Below are 12,154 nucleotides of genomic sequence, written 5' to 3'. Positions count from 1 at the left end.
CCAGTTCATAGCTGCGGTTCCCTCCAGAATCCTCTGCCATCATTTGCAGGTAATCAACTACAACTAACCCCAGTTTTCCCTCTTTAGCCTTTATTTGACGGCATTCTGATGCAATTTGTGAAACGGTAATGCCCCTTGAGTCATTCATATAAAGCGGCAGTTCTGAGGCAATATCAACGATTTTGGCAATAAGCGTGAATTCCCAATCTACTAAAGGTTGAAATTTGGCGCGATGTCTGCGGATGCGATCGCCAAAAAAATTTCTTCCCAGAATTCCTCAGAAGATAAGACAGAGGGAGCGGGTTAATTTTTAGAGGAGGAGTGGGGCTAACAAGCTTATGCCTTTAGTTCGTTTTTTGGCATGGTAGCGATGAGATACTCTTAAAGGGAAAATGTGACACCGAACAGCCCGCACAACGGCCGCGCTCAGTGACCAGCGTAGGCATCGCACCTTTCACAAGAGCGATCGCGCTGTAACAACTGCGGATCAGTAGCACTATCCCACAAGTGTAGTTATTGATTAGTTTTGAGGGATAATCAACAAAGTGTATTTGCTTTGTAGAGGATTGTTATGTCTCAAAATAGAAACAATAAGGGTAAAAAAGTCATGTCTGATGATAATACAACCAATATTAATAATAGTAAACCTCAAAAGCGGCTAATAATCGTCACAGGTGATAAAGGTGGTGTGGGAAAAAGCACCTTTGCACGAGCGCTATTTCAACTGTACATTAATAAAAAGTTACCCTGTGTTACTTATGAAGCTGACTTAAGAAATCCTCAGTTAGAAAGATATTTCAAAAAAGACTACCGACCCATAATACGTTACATTGATATTTTTCATAGAGGTGGTGCTGACGATTTATTAATTAATTTAGATGAGAGTGATTGTCCTATTACACTATTAGACTTACCAGCACAATCTGGAGGTTTCTTTGAAAGTTATGTGAGTTCTCCTTCGGTATAGTTAAAGTAAGAGTATTGACAAATAGGTTACTGAGAAGCTTGGTTTGCACGTTAATAGAAGAGAAGCTATGGCAAGAGCGAGTAAGCCTGCTGATTCGGTTGAGTTGGCGCGAATCATGCGGAATAAGGGTACGGAGGATGGGATAGTGATTAGCTACCTCTAGTCGAAGAAACGAGGGCAAACAGAGTTAGTATGTGAGGCCCTACGGGCATATTACCTACCGTTTGCGCTATCGACTGCGGGGGTGTCTGGTATGGAATTGCAGTCAGCTCTCCATGATGCGATCGCGCAACTTGAAGTTCAGATAATTAAGATGAAACGGACGTTTGGCATGGAGGGGTTGCCCCAGGTAGTTCTTGTTAATCCTCATAGTGGAGTTTTCTCGCAGGGTGCAACTGGGTTACAACCAACAGTTGGAACTAATGGCGTGGAAATAACTCCTGTTTCAGCTAATTTGGTTCCCCCTTCCGTTTCTTTTTTTGATTCCACTGGGCCAAGTCCTGTGTCGTTACCTGTTGCGACAGAACCAGTCGGATCAAATGTTTTGGGAGAAGATTCCGAAGATGATGGGTTCTTTAATGATGACGAGAATGACCCAATTGCTAAGGCAGAAATAGAAGTTGATGCAGGATTTCGTCTGGAGTGAGGGAATTATGAGGATATCGGTGGTTAGGTGTTGGAGAAAAGCATACTCTCTACCTTTGCTTGTGATACTTGCGTAAGTCCTGTCCTTGTCCTGTTTGTCGTTGTGGGCAATATCTCCTGGAGTGCGATCGCATAGCAGGCGCTTGTTGCCAGGAAATATTTGCACCCTTCCACTGAGCGCATTTAGAAGGAGTTTTCGCTCAAGCACCTGCATTGCTCAAAGGTTCTATGAAACCATTTCAGCCATACATTTGGTCAAAGCCTTTGGTCGAGGGCATCAACAGTATTTGACCGAATTGGAAAGGCGATCGCATTCTAGTTTTAGAGGTGCGATCGCCTAGAATAATCATTTCATATATCTCATCTGTAAAAGCTACAATCAAAAATTTGACAGCAAAGCAAGTATGTAATTGACCCCATCTGACATACCTTGTTATCGCCCAAGACTGCACAATTACGATACTTTTTACTTGAGTACTGCGCCTTGGGAGAACTTGCCCGTCGTCGATTTGGGGGTATATCGCAGCTCAAGGAGCTAAAGTACGAACTAGCAGTCCCTAAAATTTGTGGTGCATTTTGGCTGGCTAAGGAAAAGCTGAATTTGGGTAATGATGTTGCAGCTTACTTGAGCATTCTGCTACCGCCCGGTGAAGTGCAAGACAAAGAACAGTTACAAGTTCGGTTGAAGGATGCGTTTGAGGATTTGATACACCAGCAGGTAAGATGCGGGTAAAAATGCTTCGTTATGATGCAGCTTCTGAGGGTAGTGGGATATTTTTTCACCGTAGGCGAACGCTTGGCAATAATATGCCTGCTTCTATGTATGTGATGCTTGGTTATCGCAACGCAAGTATTTTTACCTTTCGCAGTGGTTCAATTGGTGCGGGAATAACCAGCAATTTTGGTATGTCTTGGCTGGTGAATAATTTTACTTCCAAGACATCGGGACTAAGCCCTGATAATCCCAATATTATTGACGTATTGGTAGAAGCTGGAGTTAGTTGTGACTCCCAGGTGATGCAGAAACTCTCACGCAAGCGCAAAGGTGATGAAATTCAACTTGATGGCGAGTCGATGTCCAAGGCTTTATTGCTTGCTAGAGATGAATATTGGCGTGCGATCGTCAGGTGGTTGCGCTCGAAGATGGATGAGGATATTGAAGAACTGGTGTTTTGCGGAGGGACTGCGGATTACATTCGTCCAGAAATAGACACTTACTTCCAGAAAGAGGGAATTAAGATATCCTGGCACGGTAATATTTTTATACCTGATGAGATATCTTCCGGTATTGGCAATCGGATGGCGGATGTCTGGGCGCTCTACCAATATATGATTATTCAGTTTGATGAGTTGACTGGTTATACCCGCTCTGAGGTTGTACTGCTAACTAAATCCGCTGAAGGTAGTACAGATGAAGAAGTTAAACGTAAGTATAATTTTACGCCTTGTGAGCGACCTAGTACCTTTATTGCTGTGAACGAGAATGTTTGATTAGCTCAGAAAAAAGTAGTGTAGTTACAGCGACTGCAATCTAAAAATTTAAAAGTTGAAGAAACTAAAGCTCTTAAAATCCGACAAGATGCTACATCACAAGTTTTGCAAGAAAGGCTAACAGTAGCTCAAACTCGTTTTCTAGAGGTGTTAACTTTTCTCTTTTCAAATAATAGTTAATTGCATCATGACTAATACTCTCTAAATGCTCTGCCAAATTGGTAAGTGTATAATTCATTTGACTACTTAATAACTATTGGCAGTAATTAAGCTTAGTAAATCTCATTACCGTCAGCAAAATTTATGTAATACAACCTCTACCTATTTTCTCATGAATATTTCATGCTTTGCTTCCAAGACAGCGACTTCTATTACGAAGACAAAGCTTTCAAAATCAGATTTAATTAATACTTATATACTATCAACTAGCGATCGCATTGTGCCAGTTGCGTAAGTCCTGTATGGTTTAAATCACAGGAACGACCGCACAAGAAGCGCTAGCGATCGCCCGATTCCTAGAGAAACGTCTATACTTATGCTCTGTTCCTAAACTAAACGGTTTAGTTTGCAGTTGATGACAGCTTCGCCAGCTCTACGCACTTTAGATGCGGTTTGCCCTGTGTTCTCCAGTCTCCATACTTCACTGCGTTGCCTGAGAACTGCATACGTTCAAAACGCTTACATTTATCTAATAATGCAACTAGATAAGAATGTTAGTTGCTGCCAAGCAGCGCATTATACAGCAGATTGCAGGTAAATGAGGTACAGTAATAGTAGTGCATGAACGGGTAAAATGAAACCTTACTCCATCGACAAGAATTCATGCCCGTAGCAGGGCAAACGCATCTAAAGTACTCTTGATCCTGACCAAGATTAAGACCCAACGAAAAATCAGTATTTCTGGGTTGATTTATTTTCCAAGGCTCAAAGCGATCGCTAAAATCTTTGTCAATAAGTAGGGATTAATGAGATTATTTTTGAGCTTATTGAGAATATACTAGTCTTATTGACATGATGCTGCCGCCCTGATGCCCGTAGCCCTCAGGGAAGTAGAGTGTATGATTTTAAACCATTTTATCGGGGAGCGAAGGTGACAGTAATTGGGGCAATTAGCAAAAAACAAGTTTTAGCTGTGATGACCTTGAATGGTTCCATGAATGGCAACGCATTTAAAGTCTTTATCGAAAAGTGTTTACTTCCTCAATTATGGTCGGGTGCTGTAGTTGTTATGGATAATGTCCCATCTCATAAAGTGGAAGGAATCGAGCCTTTAATTCAATCTGTGGGTGCAAGCGTTCTTTATCAGTCACCCTATTCTCCTGACTTTAATCCCATTGAACACTGGTGGTCACAATTAAAATCTTTTCTTTGCTCCTTTTCTCCAACCACTGCGAAAATGGTTGATGTTTTAATTGCAACTGCACTCGATTTGATTAATCCGGTGCATTTAAAAAACTGGTTTACAAACTGTTGTTACTGTACCTCATAAACCTGCAATACGCTGTATATGAATGCTTCATTAAGATACTGGAAAATTTGGCGAATCGATCTAGCTAATGAAAGGGTTGGATACAAAGAGTTTTTAGTTCCTCTGGCACAGGAATTTCTCGAAGAACAAATTCCCAATTGGCAACATGGTAACGTGCAAGCTGCTTTACTATCCTATTTTCATGGCAATCATGCGGCTGTTGATGCTATGATTCGCGCTCAAGCAGGGCTTTGCCTACGGTGCTATGTTTCTGAGCCTATTCTCAAAGCCTGTCAAAGAATAGACAGTCTTTTCAGTGGTGAAAAATCTTTTACATATAAAGATTTATTGAGATGCGTTCTTGATGATGATGGGAAGAAGTTAGTTATCTTAGATAGCGATCACAAAACTCATCTCACTGTGAATGACGATGGTCAAATTAGTCCCATAGCTTATAAATTTTTTACGGTTGAGGTCTTGCGAAAATTTAAGCATGACTCCCAATCTAGTATGAGCTTAGATAATTGGGCATACTTTCAAACTAAACAAAATCCAGAAATTCAAAAATTTTTATCAGAATTTGGTTTTCAGCATCTTAGCAACTGGGCATTATTAAATAGAGTTAGACCTAAACAACTAGAAACTTTATCACAGCGAACACGCCAATTAATAGAAGTCTTTCATGCTGTCTATCGTCGAGATAGACGACAGCAACGACAGATAGAAGTCAGAAGATGTCCAGACCCTTCAATCGCTCAACTGCAAGAAATGCTGACGTACTTGCAAACACGAGATGTTATTATCAATACTGCTGATGAGTTTAAAAAAGAACTCCAACAAGTAGCAACGCAACTTAGACAGTATGATATTTGGAGTTCTTTAGAACCCCTAGAAGTCCAAAATCCTGATAATGGAAAGTATACGCTGAGAACAGATTTACCTACTGTTTCTTTAGATGAATTAGATGTGGAACAGCAGGAAATTTTAGAGTTTTTGCATACACAACTGAGGTTAGCTTTGACTGATGCGATCGCGCAAGAAATTAGTAATTGTATTACCAAATTAGAAAATAGCAGTAGGTACGCTCCTATCGCTCAAAAATACATTCCCGGATTACAACTATATTACTCTCAAGGCAAGACTTTGAAAGAAATTGTACCGTTGTTGGGAATGACAAGCTGGGATCAAGCTAGACGAGTATTGAATCCAGGGGAACTACTCAGAAAGATACGTACTCTGACAGTACAAAAACTTCTCGATAGCATTTTAAAAATGGCTCAGGAAAAAGAGTTAATAAATATTCCTCCTGAACCGGATTATCTCAAAAACTTGGCTGAACAAATAGAAAATTTTGTTGATGCAGAAGTATTTCAAGAGGCTGGAGAAGAAATCAGAACAAGTAAAAATCGTTCATTGGACAGCTTTTATGCACAGCAAATTCGGAATTATTTTGAACAAAAATCAGTAACCAGCCAGAAAGAGTTAGTTCCCTTCGTACAGAGATATAATTAAATCAATATTGAAAAGACAATGATTAACATTCCTACTCATACAACTAATTTGAGACTTTACCTGCCAGAAGTAATTTGGCTAGAACAAACATATTTTGATTGGGCTAGAGATATCAGTCAGGAGGTCATTGGTGAACTGCATCAGTGGCAAACATACCTGAATGCCCTAGCACTACTTGGATTTGAACAATGGCTAAGAGAACATAATCCAGAAATAGTAAATCGAGATATTAATATAATTGAGGCTGCTGCTAATCTCAAATTAGGTGAGTTTAAATTTTGTCTAATTACCACCGAACACCTGCTGGATGAAGTAGCCAATATACCTCAAGATGCTATAGATAGACCAGAATTGGCAGCCCACTTCTATGTCTTAATTGAGGTATTAGAAGAGCAAGAAGAAGTTGTAATTAGAGGCTTTCTTCGTTATGACGAATTGATTGATTATCGAGGGAGAAATTTAGAACTCAACAATGGTTACTATCAGGTACCACTATCAAAATTTGATCCAGAGCCAAATCATCTTTTATTCTACTGTCGTTTTTTAGAGCCAACTATTATTTCTCTACCCGTTGCTACCAGTGAAAGTGCAGCAGGAAATTTATTGAAATATATAAACGTAACTAGAACCAAATTAAGCCAATGGTTACAAGGAATCTTTGGTGAAAATTGGCAAGTTATTGACTCACTAATCGATCCAAATGCCAATTTAGCTTGGAGCGTTAGAAATAGTAAGGAGTTTATAAAAAGAGGCAAAATAATTAACTTAGAGATGCAAATTGGTAGCCGAAACGTAGTTTTATTGCTAAATATCAAGGCAGAGACTGAGCAAAAATTAGGTGTTTTAATTCAGTTACACCCGACGGGCAAGGAAAACTTTTTGCTGCCTAATCTTAAGTTGATTTTACTATCAAAAGCCGGAGAGATACTTTGCGAAGTTATATCTAGAGGTCAAGATAGCTACATTCAACTAAACCCTTTTAAAGGTGAACGTGGAAAATGCTTTAGTGTTGAGGTGAGTTTAGAAGATATCAGAATTAGAGAAAATTTTGAATTGTAAAAATGGAAGGGAACAGGTAATAGGAAAATAGCAGAACTTTTATATAATTTGCTATAAAAGGATTGTTTTATCCACAATTGAGCTTGGCTTTGAACCTTTAATTGTTAATTCCCAAAAGGGCTGACTCTATCTTAATTGCTTGGCAAACGTTTTACCCTACACACCAGAGTTTTTTGATTAAACTAATTATCTCAATGAGAAAAAATTCAAAAAACTTAATATATAAGATTTATTTGTAGAATATCTGCACAAATTATATTGTAAAGAAATTATTATTTTTGCAACAATATCTAGTAAAAGTATGCGAAAAGCTATAAATTAAGCTTATAGATAATTGTATACTCAGCACTATACCTAATTCTTATAATGAGCAAAACAGTTGTCATCAATCTGGGAAATGGTGAGTTGCACAATGGATTTCCTAGCGTTACGGCGCAAATTCGTTCAGCCGATAATCTTCCCTCAGAGCAATTTATTGGTAGCTTGCCGGCAGATCCAGGCTTAGTTGAACTATATAGAAACTGGCGGTCAATTTATCAGGCTCTGTGTAGTCGTCAATCACTGCGATCGCAAGGGCAAGAAGAAGATGACCAACTGGAAATAGAAACAGGAGCTATCACTAACGTTTCTCTGTTTGATTTTGATGAGTTATGCCAAAAATTACAAGAGAACATTAATACTTGGCTGAAATCTACAGAATTTCTGACAATTGAGCGTAAATTGCGCTCGCAACTCCAGCCAGTAGAAGAAATTTGTGTCATTTTAGAAACCAACGATGATAATCTGCGACGCTTACCCTTGCATAGTTGGGATTTTTTTAACGATTATCCCCAAGCAGAACTATCTCTTTCCAGCCCAGAGTATCAACGGCCAGCAATTTTACAGCCAACATTTACCAAAACTAAAGTCAGAATCTTAGCGATTTTGGGAAATAGCCAAGGCATCGATTTGCAGACAGAAACAACTTCTCTCAAAAGCTTAGAAAATATTGCAGAAGTTGTTTATCTACACAATCCCTCGCGTCAAGAATTCAACACACAACTTTGGGACTCTACAGGTTGGGATATTCTGTTTTTTGCAGGTCATAGTCAAACCGAAGCTGACACAGGCAGAATTTATATCAATGAAAATCAGATAAATAACAGTCTGACAATAGAACAGTTAGAAGAAGCTTTGCTTGCAGCGATTGAAAAAGGTTTAAAGCTAGCAATTTTCAACTCCTGTGATGGATTGGGATTGGCAAATGCTTTGGGGACATTACATATTCCCCAGGTAATTGTCATGCGGGAGCCAGTGCCAAATTATGTAGCAGAGGTATTTTTTCAAAATTTTCTCCACGCCTTTGCCATTGAACGCAAGCCTTTATATCTAGCTCTTCAGCAAGCACGCAGGCAGTTACAAGGTTTAGAAGATGAATTTCCTGGGGCTTCTTGGTTGCCTGTGCTTTGTCACAACCCAGCATTAGAACCATCAACTTGGTTACAACTAGGCGGAATTTCCCCTTGTCCCTATCGTGGTTTATTTGCCTTTCGAGAAGAAGATGCACACTTATTTTTTGGCAGAGAAGAATTCACAGCTAATTTAGTCAAGGCAGTGAAAAGAAAGCGGTTTGTAGCTGTAGTCGGAGCTAGTGGCAGCGGTAAATCTAGTTTAGTATTTGCTGGGTTGACCCCCAAGTTGCGGCAAAACACAAATGGACTATGGCAAATCATTGCTTTTCGTCCTGGAAAAAACCCCTTTGAAGCCTTAGCAGCTGCATTAGTGAATTTAGCCCAGCTTTTTCCTGCTGTCTGCCTAGAAAAAATCTTAGGGTTGCCAGAAGATAGTACCAATACTCGCTTACTAGAACTAGATTTAGCGATCTCTTTACAACAAAACCACCAATCATTACACATCATTCTAGAAAAGTTTGTTCAGCATCAATTTGGTACTCGTGTACTTCTCATCGCAGATCAGTTTGAAGAACTTTATACCCTTTGTCCAGAAGCGCAACGTCAGCCTTTCTTAGACTTATTACTCAATGCTTATAGTTTCACTCCCGCCTTCACCATCGTATTAACACTGCGGGCTGACTTTTACAGCTATGCCTTATCTTACCGTCCCTTTAGTGATGCATTGCAAGGAGCAGTCTACAACCTTGGCCCGATGAATAGAGAAGAATTACGTCGGGTAATTGAACAGCCCGCCAAACAAATGCAGGTAGGACTAGAAACAGGATTAACCAATCAATTAATCGACGAGATAGATAAACAGCCAGGGCGTTTACCTTTACTTGAGTTTGCTCTGACACAATTATGGTCAAAACAGCAAAATCGGCTCTTAACTCATCAAGCTTATCAAGAAATTGGTGGCGTAGAAGAAGCCTTGGCTAACCATGCAGAAGCTGTGTATGCCCAGTTGCCAGAAGCAGACAGGCAAAGGACGCAACAAATATTTATCCAGTTGGTACGTTTAGGAGATCAAACAGAGGCTACCCGACGGTTGGCAACTCGTGAAGAAATCAGGCCAGAAAACTGGTATTTAGTCACACATCTGGCTTCGTCACGTCTAGTAGTCACCAACCGCAATGAGTCCACAGCCGAAGAAACAGTAGAAATTGTCCATGAAGCGTTAATTAGAAGTTGGGGAAGACTGGAACATTGGCTGCTGGTGGATGGTGACTTTCTACGCTGGCGAGAACAATTGCGTTTAGCGATCCGGCAATGGGAAAATAGCGGACACGATCGAGGCGCGTTATTACGAGGTAAGCCCTTGATAGGTGCCCAAGAATGGCAAGTGCAACGTTGGCAAGAACTCAGCATAAACGAAATTCAGTTCATTGAGCATAGTTGGGAACTGAGAGAATTTGAGTTCCAACAGCAACAGCGCAGACGACAATTAGCAATTTCATCACTAGTTGCTGGCTTAATTTTAGCTCTCAGTCTGGCTGGGTTTGCTTGGTGGCAAGGGCAAAAGGCTCGTGTTAGCGAAATTAAAGAAATTAGGTCATCAGCCGAAACTTTACTTAATGCAAATCGGGACTTGGATGGATTAATTGCCAGTATTAGATCTGGTAGCCGCATCAAAGGTACTGTAGGGATTGATGCCAACACGCGCACTCAAATTACGGAAACTCTAGTACAAGCCATCAACTTTGTTAGAGAGAAAAATCGTTTAGTAGAACATGATGGAATGCTAGAGAGTGTAAGTTTTAGCCCAGATGGTAAGTTCATTGCCACAGCCAGCAGAGATAGAACCGTCAAAATTTGGAGTCTCGACGGCAAAAAACAGTCGATGGAGCTGCAAGAACCTCAAGGAGAGGGTTTCAATAGCGTCGCCTTCAGCCCCGACGGTACACTGATGGCTACCGGCAGTTGGGACAAAACAGCGAAAATTTGGAGTCGAGGCGGCAAACTCCTGCACACTCTTATGGGACATAAAAAAGCAGTTTTGGAAGTAGCCTTTAGTCCTGATAGTCAGCTACTTGCCACTGCTAGTTGGGACAACACAGTTAAAATCTGGAGTCAGGACGGTAAACTCCTGCACACCCTCCAGGGGCATAAGGATAAGGTCAACAGCGTCACCTTTAGCCCAGACGGTAAGCTAATTGCTACTGTTGGTTGGGATAAAACCTTGAGACTCTGGAATCTTGATGGCAAAGAATTGCAAATCTTTACCGGACATCAAGATATGATTTGGAGCGTCAGTTTTAGCCCAGACAAAAAGCAAATTGCTACCGCCAGTGGCGATAGAACTGTCAAAATTTGGAATTTAGAAGGTAAAGAACTGCAAACCCTCATAGGTCATCAAAATGGGGTGAACAGTGTCACATTCAGTCCTGACGGTAAACTAATTGCTACAGCTAGTGGTGACAAAACTGTCAAACTTTGGAACCGCAACGGTCAAAAACTAGAAACATTCTACGGACACACTGATGCAGTTAATAGTGTCGCCTTTAGTCCTGACGGTACATCCATCGCTACAGCTAGTAATGACAAAACGGCTAAAATCTGGAAACTTAACAGTCCTCACAGCACTATTATCCGAGGTCATGAAGATGAGGTCTTCGACCTAGCGTTTAGTCCAGATGGTAAGTTAATTGCTACGGCTAGTTGGGATCAAACCGCCAAACTTTGGAGTATTGCAGGGGATAAACTTCAAGAACTGCAAACTTTCAAGGGGCATCAAGGTAGGGTAAATAAGCTGAGTTTCAGCCCAGATGGTAAGTTAATTGCTACAACTAGTTGGGATAAAACTGCCAAACTCTGGAATCGAGATGGTACATTATATAAAACTCTCACAGGACACAAAGATACAGTCTGGAGTGTAAGTTTCAGCCCAAATGGTAAGTTAATTGCTACGGCTAGTGAAGATAAAACTGTCAAAATCTGGAATCGAGACGGGACATTACGTAAAACTCTCACAGGTCATAATAGTGTAGTCAACAGCGCCGTATTCAGCCCAGATAGTAAGCTAATTGCTACGGCTGGTTGGGACAAAACAGTAAAAATTTGGAGTATAGATGGCAAAGAACTAAAAACCTTAAAGGGACATATAAGTGGTATCAACAATGTTACCTTCAGCCCGGATGGTAAGCTGATTGCTACTGCCAGTTGGGATAATACTGCGAAAATTTGGAGCATTGATGGTAAAGAACTGCGTACCCTACGAGGACATAACAATGTTGTTCACAATGTTGCCTTTAGCCCAGATGGTAAACTCATTGCCACTGCTAGTGGTGATAATACTGTAAAAATTTGGAGCATTGACGGTCAAGAACTGCGTACCCTGCGAGGCTATAAAGATGCAGTTTGGAGTGTGCGCTTTAGTCCTGATGGCAAGACTCTAGCTAGTGGCAGTAGATATGACATTGTGATTTGGCATTTGTATTTAGATGATTTAGATCATTTACTTGTGCGTGGTTGTGATTGGGTGCGAGATTATTTACAGAATAATCCCAGTGTCAAACCTCATGAAAAAAGTTTATGCAATGGGCTACGCCCGATCGCTCAACAATGATGAAGTAACATATT

At 40.5% G+C, this 12,154-nt stretch carries 8 protein-coding genes and 3 pseudogenes; 8 read left to right on the top strand and 3 right to left on the bottom strand.

What is annotated here, in order from left to right; all coding sequences use genetic code 11:
- Window positions 1-250, bottom strand: a pseudogene (locus LC586_RS29735) (DnaB-like helicase C-terminal domain-containing protein); the annotation flags it as partial.
- A 321-nt stretch (window positions 251-571) separates the two neighbouring features.
- Between LC586_RS29735 and LC586_RS29730 the strand changes: the two are divergent.
- Window positions 572-967: a P-loop NTPase family protein gene (locus tag LC586_RS29730; RefSeq protein ID WP_438822943.1), complete on the top strand. Its 396-nt coding sequence runs from the start codon at window positions 572-574 to the stop codon at window positions 965-967.
- A 253-nt stretch (window positions 968-1,220) separates the two neighbouring features.
- Window positions 1,221-1,613, top strand: a complete 393-nt coding sequence (locus LC586_RS29725) for a hypothetical protein (RefSeq protein WP_229488847.1) — start codon at window positions 1,221-1,223, stop codon at window positions 1,611-1,613.
- 238 nt (window positions 1,614-1,851) lie between these two features.
- Here LC586_RS29725 and LC586_RS29720 read toward each other — a convergent pair whose 3' ends face one another.
- Window positions 1,852-1,995, bottom strand: a complete 144-nt coding sequence (locus tag LC586_RS29720) for a hypothetical protein (RefSeq protein WP_229488846.1) — start codon at window positions 1,993-1,995, stop codon at window positions 1,852-1,854.
- Between the two features lie 47 nt (window positions 1,996-2,042).
- On the opposite strand from LC586_RS29720, the gene LC586_RS29715 reads away from it, so the two are divergent.
- Window positions 2,043-2,345, top strand: a complete 303-nt coding sequence (locus tag LC586_RS29715) for a hypothetical protein (RefSeq protein ID WP_229488845.1) — start codon at window positions 2,043-2,045, stop codon at window positions 2,343-2,345.
- Window positions 2,336-3,103 carry an acetate and sugar kinases/Hsc70/actin family protein gene (locus LC586_RS29710; RefSeq protein WP_229488844.1) on the top strand — a complete coding sequence of 256 codons (768 nt, stop codon included), beginning with the start codon at window positions 2,336-2,338 and terminating at the stop codon, window positions 3,101-3,103. Before LC586_RS29715 ends, LC586_RS29710 begins: the two co-directional genes overlap by 10 nt.
- A gap of 145 nt (window positions 3,104-3,248) precedes the next feature.
- On the opposite strand, the pseudogene LC586_RS29705 reads toward LC586_RS29710, so the two are convergent.
- Window positions 3,249-3,389, bottom strand: a pseudogene (locus LC586_RS29705) (IS701 family transposase); the annotation flags it as partial.
- A 747-nt stretch (window positions 3,390-4,136) separates the two neighbouring features.
- On the opposite strand from LC586_RS29705, the pseudogene LC586_RS29700 reads away from it, so the two are divergent.
- The 4 genes and pseudogenes from LC586_RS29700 to LC586_RS29685 form a co-directional block, all read left to right on the top strand.
- Window positions 4,137-4,592, top strand: a pseudogene (locus LC586_RS29700) (transposase); the annotation flags it as partial.
- Window positions 4,593-4,610: 18 nt separating this feature from the next.
- Window positions 4,611-6,083 (top strand): hypothetical protein, encoded by a 1,473-nt coding sequence (locus LC586_RS29695; protein WP_229488842.1) that lies wholly within the window; start codon window positions 4,611-4,613, stop codon window positions 6,081-6,083.
- An 18-nt stretch (window positions 6,084-6,101) separates the two neighbouring features.
- The gene (locus LC586_RS29690) at window positions 6,102-7,142 is read left to right on the top strand and encodes a DUF1822 family protein (protein WP_229488841.1); all 1,041 of its coding nucleotides are present in this window, start codon (window positions 6,102-6,104) and stop codon (window positions 7,140-7,142) included.
- 366 nt (window positions 7,143-7,508) lie between these two features.
- Window positions 7,509-12,140, top strand: coding sequence for an nSTAND1 domain-containing NTPase (locus LC586_RS29685; RefSeq protein WP_229488840.1), 4,632 nt, complete (start codon window positions 7,509-7,511; stop codon window positions 12,138-12,140).
- The last annotated feature ends 14 nt before the right edge of the window (window positions 12,141-12,154 follow it).

The organism is Nostoc favosum CHAB5714, assembly GCF_020829495.1.
Lineage (GTDB): Bacteria > Cyanobacteriota > Cyanobacteriia > Cyanobacteriales > Nostocaceae > Nostoc > Nostoc favosum.
This window is presented reverse-complemented; position numbering and strand designations above follow the sequence as displayed.

Coding starts and splice junctions, on each gene's coding strand:
- LC586_RS29685 (WP_229488840.1), top strand. CDS start 7,509: ATGAGCAAAACAGTTGTCATCAATCTGGGAAATGGTGAGTTGCACAAT.
- LC586_RS29730 (WP_438822943.1), top strand. CDS start 572: ATGTCTCAAAATAGAAACAATAAGGGTAAAAAAGTCATGTCTGATGAT.
- LC586_RS29725 (WP_229488847.1), top strand. CDS start 1,221: ATGGAATTGCAGTCAGCTCTCCATGATGCGATCGCGCAACTTGAAGTT.
- LC586_RS29690 (WP_229488841.1), top strand. CDS start 6,102: ATGATTAACATTCCTACTCATACAACTAATTTGAGACTTTACCTGCCA.
- LC586_RS29695 (WP_229488842.1), top strand. CDS start 4,611: ATGAATGCTTCATTAAGATACTGGAAAATTTGGCGAATCGATCTAGCT.
- LC586_RS29710 (WP_229488844.1), top strand. CDS start 2,336: ATGCGGGTAAAAATGCTTCGTTATGATGCAGCTTCTGAGGGTAGTGGG.